A 15,236-nucleotide genomic window follows, 5' to 3' on the forward strand; every position below is an offset into this window, starting at 1 on the left:
GCATCGACCCGTGGCGCATTCCTTCCCAGCGTGGCCCGCGTCACATAAGCTGAGTTATGGACACCCGTCAAGACGAAGAGGAGCGCGGATGAGCACGCCGACGATGGATGACGCCGCGAAGGTGCTGGCCGATCCGGCCGCATACGCCGACGATGCCCGGCTTCATGCGGCGCTGGCCGACCTGCGGGCGAACAACCCGGTGGCATGGGTGGACAACCCGCCGTACCGGCCGTTCTGGGCGATCACCAAGCACGCCGACATCATGGCGATCGAGCGGGCCAACGACCTGTTCCTGTCCGAGCCGCGGCCACTACTGGCCACCGCGGAAGCCGACGACATGTTCAAGGCGCAGATGGAGGCCGGCATCGGCCTGCGCACCCTGATCCACATGGACGACCCACACCACCGCAAGGTCCGGTCGATCGGCGCCGACTGGTTCCGCCCGAAGGCGATGCGCGCGTTGAAGATCCGCGTCGACGAACTGGCCAAGCGCTACGTCGACCAGATGCGCGACATCGGGCCGGAGTGCGACTTCGTCACCGACATCGCCGTGCAGTTCCCGCTGTACGTGATCATGTCGCTGCTCGGCCTGCCCGAGGAGGACTACGGCCGCATGCACATGCTCACCCAGGAGATGTTCGGCGGCGACGACGAGGAGTTCCAGCGGGGCAAGAGCCCCGAGGACATGCTGGCGGTGCTGGCGGACTTCTTCAACTACTTCTCGACGCTGACCGCATCGCGCCGGGCCGCCCCGACGGCCGATCTCGCCTCCGCGATCGCCAACGGCCGCATCGACGGTGAGCCGCTGGGCGACATGGACACCGCCTCCTACTACGTCATCGTCGCCAGCGCGGGACACGACACGACCAAGGACGCCATCTCCGGCGGACTGCACGCACTGATCGAGAATCCCGGCGAGCTGGACCGGTTGCGCCGGAACCCGGAGCTGATGCCGACCGCCGTCGAGGAGATGATCCGCTGGTCAACGCCGGTCAAGGAGTTCATGCGCACTGCCGCCGAGGACACCGAGGTACGCGGTGTGCCGATCGCCAAGGGCGAATCAGTCTATCTCGCATACGTTTCCGGCAACCGGGACGAGGAGATCTTCGACGAGCCGTTCCGGTTCGACGTCGGCCGCGAGCCGAACAAGCATCTGGCGTTCGGCTACGGTGTGCACTTCTGTCTCGGCGCCGCGCTGGCCCGGATGGAGATGAACAGCCTGTTCACCGAACTGATCCCGCGACTCGAGTCGATCGAGTCGGCCGGCCCCGCGGAGCTGACGGCCACCACCTTCGTGGGCGGCCTCAAGCACCTGCCGATCCGGTACGCGCTGCGCTGACTCCCCCGTCGGCCGTCCTGGCGTGGGTGGCCAGGAAGCCGTCGACGGCCGCCTCGGCGCAGCCGCGGAAGTCGAAGTCGGCCAGCGTGCTCAGCCGGCCGAGGATCAGCGGCCCGATGAGCAGGGCGATGGCCCCGATCCGGTCGACCTCCACCAGCTCTTCGCGCGCCTGCGGGCTGTCGAAGATCGCGTCGAACGGCAACGTGTACAGCGCCATGATGCGCTCGCGCAGCGTGGCGACGGCCGTTCCGTCGCTGTCGACCGCACCCGATTCGCGCACCTCGGCCCACGGCCCGAGGTCGGGACCCGACGCCAGCCACGTCATCGCGGCCAGCGTCGTGGGCACCTCGGCGATCGCGTCTGCCCAGCCGACGACCACGGCCATCAGCTTGTCGCGCAGTTCGCCCTCGGCGGGCGGCATCGGCGCGGGCTGCAGCAGGCTCACGAACGCTGCGGCGAGAAGGTCGTTGGCACTGGAGAAGTGGCGGTAGAGGGTGGCGCGCGCGACGTTGGCGGTGCGGGTGACCGCGTCGATGGTCACCGCACTCGGACCACCCGAGCGCAGCAGCGTGGTCGCGGCCTCCAGCAGTGCGGCTCGGGAACGCGCCGGTCGCGGATCGGTACTACCGCCTGCCACCGTTTACACCACCTTCCGCGTGGGTACAAGACTGTCGGTCTCGCTCCAAGACCGTTAGTCTCAAAAGTCACTCTTCCGGAAGGAGAGGTCCATGGTCGACACTCTCGCCCGGCCCGGTCAGCCTACCGATGCGCGGCTGGGCGACGTGTCGGCGCGCACCAGGACATGGTTGCTCGCGGTGGCGTGCCTGGACGTGCTGCTGGTGATCTCGTCGATGGTCGCGCTCAACGCGGCCATGCCCGACATCGCCGTCAACACCGCCGCGAGTCAGACCCAGCTCACCTGGGTGGTCGACGGCTACACCCTGGTGCTGGCCTGCCTGCTGCTGCCCGCGGGCGCCGTCGGGGACCGTTACGGCCGCCGGGGTGCCCTGCTGGCCGGGCTGGCGGTGTTCGGTTTCGCCTCGGTGGCGCCGGTGTTCTTCGACGCCCCGCTGCAGATCATCATCGCGCGGGCGGTCGCGGGAGCGGGAGCCGCTCTGATCATGCCCGCGACGCTCTCGCTGCTGACCGCGGGCTTCCCGAAAGCCGAGCGCAACAAGGCCGTCGGCATCTGGGCCGGTGTCTGCGGGTCCGGCGCCATCATCGGGTTCCTCGGCACCGGCGGCCTGCTGCACTTCTTCTCGTGGCAGTCCATCTTCTGGGCATTCGCGCTCGTGGCCGTCGTCCTCTTCGGGCTGACGCTGACCATCACGTCCTCGCGTGACGAGTCGGGTGCGCCCGTCGACTGGGCGGGCGGAGTGCTCGTCGCCGCGGCGGTCGCGGTCTTCGTCTTCGGTGTCATCGAGGCGCCCGCCCGTGGATGGTCCAGTCCGGTGGTGTGGGGATGTGTCGGCGCCGGCCTGGGGCTCACCGCGGCGTTCGCCGCACTCCAGCTCCGGCTGACGCATCCGCTCCTGGACGTACGGCTGTTCCGGCGACCGGATTTCGCCACCGGCTCACTCGGCGTCACCTTCCTGTTCTTCGCGAACTTCGGCTTCTTCTTCCTGGTGATGCAGTACATGCAACTGGTACTCGGGTACAACCCCTTGCAGACCGCCTTCGCGCTCACGCCACTGGCCGTCCCGGTGCTGATCCTCAGCGCGCTCACACCGCTGTACCTCCCCCGCATCGGCTTGCGGCTCTCGGTGACCGTGGGTCTCCTTCTCATCGCGGGGGGCTTGGCGTGCATGCGCATCCTCGACGTCGAGTCGTCCTACTGGGATCTGGCCTGGCCGTTGATGATCGTCAGCGCCGGCATCGGGCTGTGCACGGCGCCGACGACGTCGGCGATCATGGGCGCGGCGCCCGACGAGAAACAGGGGGTGGCGTCCGCGGTCAACGACACCACCCGCGAGGTCGGCGCGGCCCTCGGCATCGCCGCGGCAGGCTCGGTGCTCGCCGCGCAGTACAGCAATGTGCTCGCCCCCGCCGTCGCCGCGCTACCCGAGGCCGTCCGTGGGCCCGCGCTCGACTCGCTGGCCCAGGCGCTCGAGGTCGCCGAACGCATGGGACCGCAGGGCGCCCAGCTCGCCGCCGAAGCCAACCGCGCCTTCCTGCAGGCGATGGACGGCTCACTGCTGGTGCTTGCGGTGGCGGTGACCGTCGCGGCGGTGTTCGTGGCGGTCTGGTCGCCCGGGCGCGACGGCAGGCAGTCGCGGTACCTGCGCCGGCTCGCGTCGATGCCGCGCGCCCGCCGTATCGCACGCCTGCGCGCTGTGCCGCCGGCCCGGCACGACTAATCTGGCGGCGTGCGCCTGCTGCTCGCCAATCCGAACACCACTGCGTCGATGACCCACGCCATCGCCGCGGGCGCCGCTGCGGTCGCGCGACCGGGCACCGTCGTCGAGGCGGTCAACCCGCAGGCCGGCCCTGTCAGCATAGAGAACGACGACGACGAACGTCGTTGCGTGCCGGGCCTTCTCGACTTGCTTCGCCAGGCAGAGCGCCGATCCGCCGGGGACCGGCCGGACGCGTACGTGGTGGCCTGCTTCGGCGATCCCGGCCTGGACGAGGCCCGCCGGATGCTCGCCGCCCCGGTGCTGGGCATCGCCCAGGCCGCGATGCACGCGGCAGCCCTTGCGGCAGGCAGCTTCTCGGTGGTGACGTCGATGTCGGCCACCGTGCCGAGGGCATGGCAACTGGCGAAGGCCTACACTCCGTCCGCGTGTTCGGGCGTTCACGCGTGCGACATTCCGGTGCTGCGCATCGATTCCGATCCGTCGACGATCGGACCGATCGGTGACCTGTGCGCGGCCGCGCTCGCCGGCGACGGCAGCCGGTCCATCGTGCTGGGCTGCGCGGCGATGGCCCGCTTCGCCGAACCGCTGCGGCACCGCCTCGGAGTCCCGGTCGTGGACGGCGTCGCCGCGGCCACCCTGCTGGCCGAGGCGATCGTCCCGCTGGTCACCCGCTGACGAACTCCGCAGCCCGGTGCCCGATCATCGCGATCGTGGCGTGCGGGCCGCGGCCGGTGATCACCGGCATGATCGAGCCGTCGGCCACCCACAGATTCTCGACGCCGCGCACCCGGCACTGCGGGTCCACGACCGCCACCGCGTCGTCGTCGGACCCCATCCTGGCCGATCCGCACAGGTGTTGCGAGGTCGACCACACGGCGGCCGTCGAGCTCCTCGCGTTACCGATGATCTCGGCGGCGAGCTCGGCTCCGGCCGCGAGTGCGGAGACGTCGGCCGGTTCGCTGTCATAGCGGTGCTCGATCACCGGGGCCACCGACGGGTCGTCGGAGGCCAATGTGATCCGTCCACGCGAGCGCGGCTTCATCAGCGCTATGCCGAGGTGCGGCCGGTCGGTCGGGTCGTGACCCGGGCCGTGCACCATGGCGGCGAATCCCGCTGTGTAGGGCCGGATCTCGACGTCCTCAGTGGTGAGCACCGCCTCCAGCGGGGGAAGGTCGTGGGTCGGCGTCCAGTCCACCGGGAGCACCCATTCCGGGTGGTCCGCCGTCGCGACGCCGACGGGCAGGCCGGCGGCCACGGGGATGCCCAGTGGCTCGAGAACCTCAGGCGGACCCACGCCGGAGAGCATCAGCAGTTGCGCGGTGCCGATGGCGCCTGCGCACAGCACCACCCGGTCGGCGGTGAGCAGTTCGTCACCGGCCGGTCCGCGGCACCGCACCCCGACCACCCGTCCCGCCGCGAGATCGAGACGCAGTACCCGGGTGTCGGCCAGCAGCGTGAGGTTGGCCCGGCCGAGAGCGGGTTGCAGGAAGGCGCCGCCCGGTCCCACCCGGGTGCCGCCGTGGATGTTGAGTGGTACGGCCCCCACGCCTCGCGGCGACGGCGCATCCGGTGTCGCGCCGTTCAGGTCATCGACCCAGGTGTAGCCGGCGTCGAGGGCGGCATTCACGAATGACGCCGTGCAGCCGTCGAATTCACGGACCCGGCGTACCACGATCGGACCCGTCGACCCGTGCAGCGGACCGGCCTCGTCGATGTCGTTCTCGATCGCCACGAAGTGTGGGAGGACGTCGTTCCAGGTCCAGCCCGGTTGTGCCCAGTCGGCGAAGTCGCCAGGCAGCCCCCGGCAGAAGTAGCCACCGTTCACCGCACCGGACCCACCCACCACCGCGCCGCGCATGATCGACGCCTGGCGTGGCGGCCGGTCGGTGAGCGTGGTCGAGAAGTGCCGCACCACCGAACTCGCCGCACCGATCGGCAGCCGCAGCCCGTCGCTGATCTGGGCCCGCACCCGCGGGTCGGTGGGGCCCGGTCCAGCCTCCACCACTGTGACCCGGCATCGTGGTTCGACGGAAAGACGCTCGGCGAGAATGGATCCGGCGCTGCCGGCGCCGACGATCAGGACGTCGCTGTGCAAGGCGGCGATCAGGTCCGGATCTGCGGCTTCAGCGCGCCGGCGTGCCGCTCGCGGAACACCCCGGTCCACAACCCCAGCCCGTAGGCGATGTCGTCGAGCCGCTTGAGCAGCAGGTATGTCAGCAACCCCACCGGTCTGGTGTCGTCGTCGGCATTGCCCTTGCGGGCCAGCCAGTCCGCAACGCCGTCCACCACCGCTGCCACCAGCACCGCCTGTCTGCACCGCTGCGACAGCAGCGCCGCGACCAGCGCCACCGGCCAGTAGTGCCGGCAGATCGCCGATGCCAGTTGCAGGGCGGCGGCCCACAGCCCGTGCGCGGCGACCGCGGCGACCTCCCCCGGTTCGGTGTGCACGGGACGCAGTGAGTTCGCGACCCGGCGGCCGGTGACACCGGCGACCAACAGCGAGGCCAGGAAGCCGGCGTAGGAACCCATCGCCAGCAGCAGCCAGGCCGCCAGACTCCAGCCGGAGATCACCAGCGGAGCGGTCTTGCCGGGATGGCGCACCGAGAGCGGCGCCGCCGACTCGCCGTAGAATGCCTTGCGGGAGAACCAGTCCCGAATATGCGTGCGATGATCGTGGCCCACCAGCGCGATCGGCTCGTAGCGCAGGCGGGCGCCGGCCTCGACCATCCGCCAGCACAGGTCGACGTCTTCTCCCGAGCGCATCGTCTCGTCGAAGCCGCCGAGCTCCGTCAGCACCGCCCGGCGGCAGATGATGGCGGCACTGGGAACGTAGGACACCGCCCCGTACGGCACCACCGGCGCCTCGCGCAGCCCGAGGTCGAGCGACGAACGCACCGCCTCGTACCGGGCGACCACGTTGTCGGGCTGGCGCAGGCCGACGATGCGGGGAGCGACGAGGGCCACCGCCGGATCGCAGAAGTGGCCGAGCAGCGCCTCCAGCCATCCGCGGCGCGGGACCACGTCGGAGTCGAGGAACGCGACGAAATCGGTGCCGCTCGCCACCAGGCCGGTGTTGCGTGCGGCCGACGGCCCCCGGCATTCGGGATGCCGGATGACCTGCACGTCGGAGTGCATACCGGCGAAGTCGGATTGCTGCACCGGCACGGCAGAACCGTCGTCGACGACGACGACACGCATGCCGCGCAGGGCGGCCACCAACCTGTGCAACCCAGATGGGTTGTCACGCACCGGGACGACCACGGTGACGTCGCGATGCGACGGTCCGCTGGCCGGCCGCGGATGTGCGACGGTCGCGTCAAGGAGGGTGCGGGCCAGCTGTGCGCTGATCGCGTCGTGCACCTCGAGGCGGCCGCCGGTGAGCATCGTCTGCGCCGTCGGGGCCAACCGAAGGAGTCTGGTAGGCGAGCCGCCGAGCAGGGCGGAGCCCTCGCCGAGCACCTTGACGCGCCGGTCCACCTGGACCGCGAAGCCGTCGGGAAGCCGCGGACCGGTCACCTCAGCCGCCCGTCCCGGTCGGGCTGCCACCGCAGCACCCGTTCGGCGCAGCCGTCGATCATCTCGGCGAAGATCCTGGCGCCCTCGGTCGCCGTCGCCGTCGTGGGGTCGCCGAGCACCCCGACCTCGCTGACGGCGGCCATCCCCCCGTTGCGCATGGCGGGCAGCAATTCTGCGAGCGGCGCGGTGTTGCCGGGGACGAGCTCGTCGACGCGCACGTCGCTCGGCGAAAGATGGAGTAGTACCGACGTTTCGGTGTGGCCTGCGTGTGCATCGGCGCCCTCGGCGCTGCACGGGCACCAGGCGACGTCGCGACCCTCGTAGCGGAGCAGAGCGACCGCGGCCGACAGCGCCTCCGTGTTACCGCCGTGCCCGTTGACGAACACGAGGCGCGACGCCCATCTCGCCGCCGACCGGCCGAACTCCACCAGCAGCAGCCGCAACGCCGAAGTGCCGATCGACACGGTGCCGGCAAACCCCTCGTGCTCCCCGCTCGCCCCGTAGCCGAGAGCCGGCGCCTGCAGCCACTGCCCCCCGGCCGTCCGGAGTTGCTCGGTTACGCCTGCGGCCACCGCGGTGGCGATCCGGGTGTCGGTGTCCAGCGGCAAATGGGGTCCGTGCTGCTCGATGGAACCGATCGGGACGATCAACGCCGGGGACGTGTGCTGCAGCCGCCTCGACGTTGAGTTCCCAAGCTCGCTGGGGGAAGCCACCCGCCGATGGTAGGCCGAATTAACCTGGTGTGCGCCGATTGTTGGCGTATGCGCAGCAATTGATTTCACAATCATTTTGCCCGGCGCGGATGTGCCCACCCCGTGAGCCTCTCAGGCCACCCCTGTCACAGCGGCGCAGCGGCCGGCAGCGGGCCCGCGTCAGGCGTCGTTACCAGCGGAGACGCCGAGTGCCCGGGTGAAGCCGGCCGGGATCAGGATGTCCTCGGGTGTCAGATCGTGGATCGAGGATTTGCCGAGCGCCATCAACGCCGAGTCGATCCCCCCGCGCAGGATGTCGAGCACGTTCTCCACACCCGCCTGCCCGTTGGCCGCCAGACCCCATAGATAGGCCCGGCCGATCATCACGGCCCTGGCCCCGAGGGCGACGGCCTTCACCACGTCGCTCCCACGCCGGATCCCGCCGTCCAGCAAAACCTCGACCTGATCGCCGACGGCGTCGGCGATGGCAGGCAGGCAGCGGATCGCCGCGGGCGTGCCGTCCAGGTTGTTGCCGCCGTGGTTGGACACCGTGATCGCCGAAACACCCGCATCCACCGCGCGTTTGGCGTCGTCGACGCGCACCATGCCCTTGAGCAGGAACGGGCCACCCCACTGCTCACGCAGCCAGGCGATGTCGTCCCAGGTGGGAGGTGGTGTGCCCATCCACTGCCCGTAGGCCTCGAAGAACGTGGGACCGGCCTCGCCGCGCCTGCCCTGATTGGGTACCCGCAGGTCCGGAGGCCGCAGGCCCTTGCCGAAACTCCACAGCCACCGCGGCTTGGTGATCACCTCGGGTGACATCCGCAGCATGGTGCGCAGGTCCATCCGCTCCGGGATCTTGGGACTACCCCAGTCGCGGCCGTGCGAGAAGCTCCAGTCCGTGGTGGCGATCAACCCGACCGCGCCGGCGTCCTTGGCGCGCTGCACCCGCTCGGCGATCTCGTCGCGGCTGCCCAGCCAGTAGATCTGGAAGAAGATCTTGTCGTTGACCGCGACGACCTCCTCCATCGGCTTGCTGGCGAAGGACGACAGCCCCATCGCCGTGCCCCGAGCCGCGGCGGCGCGCGCCACGGCGACCTCGCCGTCCGGGTCGATCGCCTGGACACCGGTCGGCGAGATGACGACCGGCATCGAGATGTCCTGTCCCATCACCGTTGTCGCCATGTCACGCTTCTCGGTGGCGCCGATGACGTGCGGAGCGAAGCCGAGCTCGGAGAAGGCCTCGACGTTGTCGGAGACCGACACGCCCTTCTCGCTCGCCGAGATCAGCGAGGAATACGCGGACTTCGGCAGGCGCTTCTTCGCGCGCTGCTGGGCGATGGCGACCGTTTCGAACCAGGTGTCGCGGGCCATGGCTTACACCGGACTTTCGTTACACAGCCGGGCGGGCGGCTTGGTCAGCAGTTTGAGCGGTATCGGGCCCTGACCGGACACCTGACGGGTGCCTCGGGAGTGGTCGCCGCTGGGCCGCGGCTTGACCCGCTCCTGGGCCAGCGCGGGCGCACCGAAGCCCTGCACACACTCCGGGTCGGGGCCGTCGAGCGGAAGGCCGGTGAAGAACTTGGCGGCCATGCAGCCGCCACGGCAGCCGTCGTAGTGTGCACAGCCCGAGCAGGCGCCCGCCGACTGCGGCTCGCGCAGTTCGCGGAACAGCGGCGCATTCTTCCAGACGCTGTCGAATCCGCCGTCGGACAGGATGTTTCCGGCCAGGAACTTGTCGTGGATCGCGAACGGGCAGGCGTAGACGTCGCCGATCGGATCGATCAGGCACACCACCCGGCCCGCGCCGCACAGGTTGAGCCCTGCCAGCGCGCCCGGCTCACCGAGCCCGGACAGGTGGAAGAAGGAGTCACCGGTGAGCACCCGCTCGCCCTTGGCGACCAGCCAGTCGTAGAGCTGTACCTGCTGCTCGGCGGTGGGGTGGAGCTCGTCCCAGACGTCGGCCCCGCGACCGGACGGACGCAGGCGGGTGATGCGCAGGGTGGCGCCGTAGCGGTCGGCCAGCGCCTTGAAGTCGTCGAGCTGGTCGACGTTGTGGCGGGTCACCACCACCGAGATCTTGGCGTCGGAGAAGCCGGCGGCCGCGAGGTTCTCCAGCGCGCGCACCGCCATCGCGAAGGAGCCCTTGCCGCGCACCGCGTCGTTGACCTCCGCGGTGGCGCCGTCGAGCGAGATCTGCACGTCGACGTAGTCGCTGGCGGCCAGCTTGGCGGCCACCTCCGGGGTGATGCGCACCCCGTTGGTGGAGAACTTCACCCCGACGTGGTGGGCGGTCGCGTAGTCGACCAGCTCCCAGAAGTCCGGTCGCACAGTCGGTTCGCCGCCGCCGATGTTGACGTAGAACACCTGCATGCGTTCGAGTTCGTCGATGATGTCCATGCACTGCCGGGTGGACAGCTCGCGCGGGTCGCGCTTGCCCGACGACGACAGGCAGTGCACGCACGAGAGGTTGCAGGCGTAGGTGAGCTCCCAGGTCAGGCAGATCGGCGCGTCCAGGCCGTGCTCGAACTGCTCGATGAGACGCGGAACGGGAACTGTGGATGTCACGGTGTCTGGCCCTCCCGGGTCACGAGCATCTTGGACTGGGCCAGCACGCCAAGGGCGTGCAGGTAGGGCGCCTGCTGCGCATCGTCGATTCCGGCTGCGCGGCAGGCGGATCGGATGTCGGGGTGGTCGTCGAGCGACGTGACCACCTCGACGATCGTCCGGTTCTTGAGGAACGACAGCTTGCGGGTGCCGAAGTGGTACAGCAGCGCCCCGAACGACTCCGGCCGCACCGCCACCTGGTGGTGCAGCCGCCACGCCACGTCCGGATCGAACCCCGGGGCGGGCGCCGGACCGGAGTACGTGCCCGTGCGGGGACCCGCAGCCGTCGTCATGATCAGTAGACCCCGCACATCCCGTCGATGGAGACCTCTTCGACGAGGGTCTCTGTGACGAGCTCGGTGTCGGCTTCGACGTTCTGATTCGGTTCCATTACCGCCGCCTTTCGTGTGGACTGGTTCTCGACAGGTGTGACCGAGATCGCAAGAATATGGCATCGAGTGCCGAAATGGAAGGGTGGGTCGGATGCGGGACCATTCGGCGCCCCTCCCCCAGGCCGGCGACGTCAAGCGCGGCGTGGGCAGGCGCCGCTCCACCACGGGTGACCACATCACCGACGTCGCGCTCGATCTCTTCGCCGCCCGCGGCTTCGACGAGGTCAGCGTCGACGACGTCGCCGCGGCGGCAGGCATCGCCCGGCGCACCCTGTTCCGCTACTACCCGTCCAAGAACGCCATCCCGTGGGGCGACTTCGGCGCGCACCTGGACCGGATGCGCGCCCTGCTGGACGCCGCCGACCCGCAGGTGCCGATCGGCGACTCGCTGCGCGCAGCGCTGCTGGCCTTCAACCGGTTCGACGAGGCGGAGACGCCGCGGCACCGGCAGCGCATGCGCGTCATCCTGCAGACCGATGCGCTGCAGGCACATTCGATGACGATGTACGGCGGCTGGCGGGCGGTGGTGGCCGATTTCGTGGCCCGCAGGCTCGGTGTGAAGACCGCCGACCTCATCCCGCAGACCGTGGCGTGGACGATGCTGGGCACCGCGCTGTCGGCGTACGAGCACTGGCTGGCCGACGAGTCGGTGTCACTGGCCGACGCGCTCGACGCCGCGTTCGACACGGTCAGCGACGGCCTGCGGGCCCTCGACCGCGATGCCGGAAGGCCGGCGAGGAAAAAATCGTGATCCGGGCGTCGGAGTACGGGCGCCGATGGCGACGTTGAGGGTGTGAGCGCCTCATCCGAGCGGGCAGATCCCGCTCCAGCGCCGCAGCGCCTGCTGGCGCTGTACGACGAAGCATTGCCGGCCGTGTACGGCTACTTCGTCCGGCGCTGCGCCGACCGCGGCACCGCCGAGGACCTGACGTCGGAGACCTTCCTGGCCGCCATGGACGCGGCCCGCAAGGATGTTCCACCGGCGATCTCGGTGCCGTGGTTGATCGGGGTGGCGCGGCACAAGCTCGCCGATCACTACCGCCGCCGGCATGACCGGTTCAGCGTGCCGGTCGCCGAGCTGCCGGAAGTCGTCGACGCGAGAGACGACTGGGACGCCGAACTCGACCGGATCGTCGCCGAGAGTGTGCTCGCCAGGCTGCCCGAACACCATCGGACCGTGCTGGCGCTGCGCTACCTCGACGACTGCTCGGTACCCGAGTGTGCCGAGCTGATCGGCCGTACGGTGCACGCCACCGAGGCGCTTCTGGTGCGGGCCCGCAGGGCGTTCCGCACGCAATATCCGGAACGGGAAGGAGGGACTTCGTGATGAACAACGATCACGATCCGTTGTCCGCGCTGCGCGGCGACGACGTTCCCGTGGCCCCCGATCCGGAGTTCGCGGCCCGGCTGCGCGCCCGCCTGGAATCGGCGGCGTCGCTGTTCGCGGCTCAACCCGACCGAACCGAAGGAGTTGTCATGAGTGGAACCGACACCGCAATCGCCGAACTCAGCGAAACCAGCGCCGCACCGGCGGCCGCCGCGGCATCGCCCCGGCCCGCGGCCCTGCCGTACCTCGCCGTGGTCGACGCGCGCGCGGCCATCGACTGGTACGTGGACGCGCTGGGCGCGACCGTGGTCGGCGAGCCGATCGTGATGGACGACGGCCGCATCGGCCATGCCGAGCTCGCCCTTGCGGGGGGTGTGCTCTACCTCGCCGACGAGTATCCGGAGCTGGGGCTCAGAGCGCCTGCGCCGCAATCGGTCTCGGTGAGCCTGATGCTGCAGGTGACCGACACCGACGCCGCACTCGAGCGGGCCCGCAGCCGCGGCGCGCAGGTGCAGCAGGAGGTCTACGAGGACCACGGCGCCCGCGGGGCGGCGATCGTCGACCCGTTCGGCCACCGGTGGATGCTGTCCGGGCCGCTGACCGGTGGCGCCACGCCGATCCGGCACGGTGACGTCGGGTTCGTCTCGTTGTGGACGCCGGACGCCGACCGCGCGGCCGCCTTCTACAGCCACGTGCTGGGCTGGGCCTACGACCCGGCGACCCACCGGGTCACCAACACCGGCCAGCGCATCGGCATCTTCTCCGTCGGCAACCGCAACACGCTGTTCTGCTGCTATGCCGTCACCGACCTCGCAGGAGCGCGGCAGTCGATCCTCGACGGCGGCGGAAGCGTCGACGAGGTGCAGCAGTTCGACTTCGGTGCGGTGCTCGGCGCCACCGACGCCTCGGGCATGGAGTTCGCGGTGTACCAGCCTGCGCCCGACGATCCCCGGCCCGAGCTCAACGGCGGTGGGCCGGGCGAACTCTCGTACATCACCTACGAGGTGGAGGATTCAGCGGCGTTCAAGTCGTTCTACAGCCGGGTGCTGTTCTGGACCTTCGAGCGGGGCCGCGTCGCCGACGGCTGGGGCGTCATGGGGGCGCACCCGATGTCGGGGATGGCCGGAGGAAACAGCACCGCGACCACCGTGCCGATGTGGACGGTCGCCGACGTCGACGCCGCCGTGCAGCGGGTCACCGAGGCCGGCGGCACCGTGCTCGACCAGCCTGCGCGGCAGCCCTACGGCGTCACCGCGCAGTGCACCGACGACCAGGGCGGCCGCTTCTACCTCGGCGAGTTCTAGGACTTGGGCAGGACGTCGGCGATCGGGGCGCCGTTGGCGATCTTGGCCCTGGTCTTCATCACCTTGCCGGGCATCCCGCCGCCGACCACACCCGCCACCACACCGTCGCGCTCGTAGAACGCCAGGAACTTGCGGCCGTCGTCCTCGACGACGTGCACGATGTCGTCGGCCTCGGGCTCGCCGAGGCACTGGATCTTCACGTCGTACTGGTCGCTCCAGAAGTACGGGACGCTGACCACCTGCGGCACATCCTGCCCGAGCATCGCGGGCACGAGCACCCGCGCCTGGTCGGCCACGTTGCTCCAATGTTCCACGCGCACTTGCTGACCCACGGTGTCTCGCCAAGAAGCCACGTCGCCGATGGCCCACACGTTCTGGGCGCTGCTGCGGCCTTGGGAGTCGCAGACGACGCCGTTGTCCAGTTCGATGCCGCTGCCCTCGAGCCAGCCCACGGCCGGGGTGGAGCCGATGCCGACGACCACCAGGTCGGCCTCGACCTCGGCGCCGTCGGCGAGCACCACCTTCTCGACCTTGTCGGTGCCGACGACCTCCGACACCCCGACACCGCACCGCACGTCGACGCCCTCGGCGCGGTGCACGCGGGCGACCAGCTCGCCGATCTGCTCGCCGAGCACGTTGGCCAGCGGCGCGGGCTGCGGCTCGACCAGCGTCACCTCGACACCCAGGCTCCGCAGGCTGGCCGCGACCTCGCAGCCGATGAAGCCGGCGCCGACCACCACCGCGCGCCGTGCGGATCCGGCCGCCTCGCGCAGGGCGAGGCTCTCGTTGAAGTTGCGCAGCACGTGGATGCCCGCCAGATCGGGGAACGACGGGATGCGCTTGGGCACCAGACCGGTCGCGATCACCAGCTCGTCGTAGCCGATCTCGCGCCCGTCGGTCAGCGTCAGCGTCCTGGCGGCGGTGTCGACGGACTTCGCCCCGGCGCCCAGCAACATGGTGATGTCGTTCTCGTCGTAGAACTCGGCCGGCTTGAGCGTGACGTCGTCGGTCTCGCTGCGGAGTACTTCCTTCGACAGCGGCGGCCGGTCGTACGGCAGATGGTCCTCGTCGCTGACGATGGACACCGCCCCGCTGAACTGCGAACGCCGTAGCTGCTCGGCGGTGCGCGCGGCCGCCAGGCCGCCGCCGACGATGACGATGCCCCCTGAAGTGCTCACGTGGGAGTTCTACACGATGACGCCCGCCACATGCACGTCACCCTGTGCCTTCGGACACCTCCGGAGCGGCGCGGTCGATCAGGTTCGACAGCACCACGATGCTCTCGCTGCGCTCGATGTCCGCACTGGCCCGGATGCGTTCCAGCGCCTGTTCCAGGTGTCGCATGTCGCGCGCCAGCACGTGCAGGATGGCGTCGGCGGTGCCGGTGACGGTGGCCGCGCTGACCACCTCGGGGATGTCGACCCACGCGGCCCGCAGTTCGTCGGGCGCAATTGTGCCGTGGCAGAACACCTGTACGAACGCTTCGGTGTTCCAACCGAGCGCGCTGCGGTCCACGACGGTGGTGAACCCGCGGATCACCCCGTCGTCGATCATCCGGTCGACCCGCCGCTTCACCGCGGGCGCCGACAGACTGACCCGCTGCCCGATCTCGGCGAACGTCGCCCTGGCGTGCTCGGCCAGCTCGGCCAGGATCCGCTCGTCGGTGCTGTCCAGACGTTCCACGATCACCTCCACGCAATGA

16 protein-coding genes are annotated in these 15,236 nt (G+C 70.1%); 6 read left to right on the forward strand and 10 right to left on the reverse strand.

Annotated elements, in window-relative coordinates; all coding sequences use genetic code 11:
* Nucleotides 1-88 precede the first annotated feature (88 nt).
* Nucleotides 89-1,339, forward strand: a complete 1,251-nt coding sequence (locus ACPCHZ_RS13600) for a cytochrome P450 (protein WP_423485199.1) — start codon at nucleotides 89-91, stop codon at nucleotides 1,337-1,339.
* On the opposite strand, the gene ACPCHZ_RS13605 is transcribed toward ACPCHZ_RS13600, so the two are convergent.
* Nucleotides 1,305-1,976: a TetR/AcrR family transcriptional regulator gene (locus ACPCHZ_RS13605; protein WP_364972768.1), complete on the reverse strand. Its 672-nt coding sequence runs from the start codon at nucleotides 1,974-1,976 to the stop codon at nucleotides 1,305-1,307. The two genes, ACPCHZ_RS13600 and ACPCHZ_RS13605, sit on opposite strands and share 35 nt — an antisense overlap.
* A gap of 91 nt (nucleotides 1,977-2,067) precedes the next feature.
* Here ACPCHZ_RS13605 and ACPCHZ_RS13610 point away from each other — a divergent pair, with 91 nt between their 5' ends.
* Entirely contained in the window at nucleotides 2,068-3,696 is a 1,629-nt protein-coding gene (locus tag ACPCHZ_RS13610; protein ID WP_423485200.1) for an MFS transporter, read from the forward strand.
* Nucleotides 3,697-3,705: 9 nt separating this feature from the next.
* The gene (locus tag ACPCHZ_RS13615) at nucleotides 3,706-4,371 is read left to right on the forward strand and encodes an aspartate/glutamate racemase family protein (RefSeq protein ID WP_423485201.1); all 666 of its coding nucleotides are present in this window, start codon (nucleotides 3,706-3,708) and stop codon (nucleotides 4,369-4,371) included.
* Here ACPCHZ_RS13615 and mftG read toward each other — a convergent pair.
* The 7 genes from mftG to mftA all read right to left on the reverse strand — a co-directional run bounded on the left by mftG (nucleotide 4,361) and on the right by mftA (nucleotide 10,902).
* Entirely contained in the window at nucleotides 4,361-5,791 is a 1,431-nt protein-coding gene (gene mftG, locus ACPCHZ_RS13620) for a mycofactocin system GMC family oxidoreductase MftG (protein WP_423485202.1), read from the reverse strand. The two genes, ACPCHZ_RS13615 and mftG, sit on opposite strands and share 11 nt — an antisense overlap.
* Before the next feature lie 8 nt (nucleotides 5,792-5,799).
* The gene (gene mftF / locus ACPCHZ_RS13625) at nucleotides 5,800-7,212 is read right to left on the reverse strand and encodes a mycofactocin biosynthesis glycosyltransferase MftF (RefSeq protein WP_364973732.1); all 1,413 of its coding nucleotides are present in this window, start codon (nucleotides 7,210-7,212) and stop codon (nucleotides 5,800-5,802) included.
* On the reverse strand, nucleotides 7,209-8,000 hold the full coding sequence (gene mftE, locus ACPCHZ_RS13630; RefSeq protein ID WP_423485203.1) for a mycofactocin biosynthesis peptidyl-dipeptidase MftE: 792 nt from the start codon (nucleotides 7,998-8,000) through the stop codon (nucleotides 7,209-7,211). The genes mftF and mftE overlap by 4 nt, the downstream gene beginning before the upstream one ends.
* Before the next feature lie 84 nt (nucleotides 8,001-8,084).
* Nucleotides 8,085-9,278 carry a pre-mycofactocin synthase MftD gene (gene mftD, locus ACPCHZ_RS13635; protein ID WP_423485204.1) on the reverse strand — a complete coding sequence of 398 codons (1,194 nt, stop codon included), beginning with the start codon at nucleotides 9,276-9,278 and terminating at the stop codon, nucleotides 8,085-8,087.
* A 3-nt stretch (nucleotides 9,279-9,281) separates the two neighbouring features.
* Nucleotides 9,282-10,472: a mycofactocin radical SAM maturase gene (mftC, locus tag ACPCHZ_RS13640; protein WP_423485205.1), complete on the reverse strand. Its 1,191-nt coding sequence runs from the start codon at nucleotides 10,470-10,472 to the stop codon at nucleotides 9,282-9,284.
* Entirely contained in the window at nucleotides 10,469-10,804 is a 336-nt protein-coding gene (mftB, locus tag ACPCHZ_RS13645; RefSeq protein WP_423485206.1) for a mycofactocin biosynthesis chaperone MftB, read from the reverse strand. Before mftB ends, mftC begins: the two co-directional genes overlap by 4 nt.
* A gap of 2 nt (nucleotides 10,805-10,806) precedes the next feature.
* Nucleotides 10,807-10,902: a mycofactocin precursor MftA gene (gene mftA / locus ACPCHZ_RS13650; RefSeq protein ID WP_264011047.1), complete on the reverse strand. Its 96-nt coding sequence runs from the start codon at nucleotides 10,900-10,902 to the stop codon at nucleotides 10,807-10,809.
* Nucleotides 10,903-10,994: 92 nt separating this feature from the next.
* On the opposite strand from mftA, the gene mftR reads away from it, so the two are divergent.
* Genes mftR through ACPCHZ_RS13665 form a run of 3 tightly spaced genes read left to right on the forward strand, consistent with a single transcriptional unit; the run spans nucleotide 10,995 to nucleotide 13,534 of the window.
* A complete protein-coding gene (mftR, locus tag ACPCHZ_RS13655) occupies nucleotides 10,995-11,654 on the forward strand; it encodes a mycofactocin system transcriptional regulator (protein WP_423485207.1) in 660 nt (219 codons plus the stop codon).
* Nucleotides 11,655-11,696: 42 nt separating this feature from the next.
* Nucleotides 11,697-12,230: an RNA polymerase sigma factor gene (locus ACPCHZ_RS13660; RefSeq protein WP_423485208.1), complete on the forward strand. Its 534-nt coding sequence runs from the start codon at nucleotides 11,697-11,699 to the stop codon at nucleotides 12,228-12,230.
* On the forward strand, nucleotides 12,230-13,534 hold the full coding sequence (locus ACPCHZ_RS13665) for a VOC family protein (RefSeq protein ID WP_423485209.1): 1,305 nt from the start codon (nucleotides 12,230-12,232) through the stop codon (nucleotides 13,532-13,534). Before ACPCHZ_RS13660 ends, ACPCHZ_RS13665 begins: the two co-directional genes overlap by 1 nt.
* On the opposite strand, the gene ACPCHZ_RS13670 is transcribed toward ACPCHZ_RS13665, so the two are convergent.
* Nucleotides 13,531-14,712, reverse strand: coding sequence for an NAD(P)/FAD-dependent oxidoreductase (locus tag ACPCHZ_RS13670; protein ID WP_423485210.1), 1,182 nt, complete (start codon nucleotides 14,710-14,712; stop codon nucleotides 13,531-13,533). The two genes, ACPCHZ_RS13665 and ACPCHZ_RS13670, sit on opposite strands and share 4 nt — an antisense overlap.
* Before the next feature lie 37 nt (nucleotides 14,713-14,749).
* Complete coding sequence (locus tag ACPCHZ_RS13675) at nucleotides 14,750-15,217, reverse strand: Lrp/AsnC family transcriptional regulator (RefSeq protein ID WP_423485211.1); 468 nt, start codon at nucleotides 15,215-15,217, stop codon at nucleotides 14,750-14,752.
* Between the last annotated feature and the right edge of the window lie 19 nt (nucleotides 15,218-15,236).

The organism is Mycobacterium sp. NPDC050041, assembly GCF_049541695.1.
Classification (GTDB): domain Bacteria; phylum Actinomycetota; class Actinomycetes; order Mycobacteriales; family Mycobacteriaceae; genus Mycobacterium.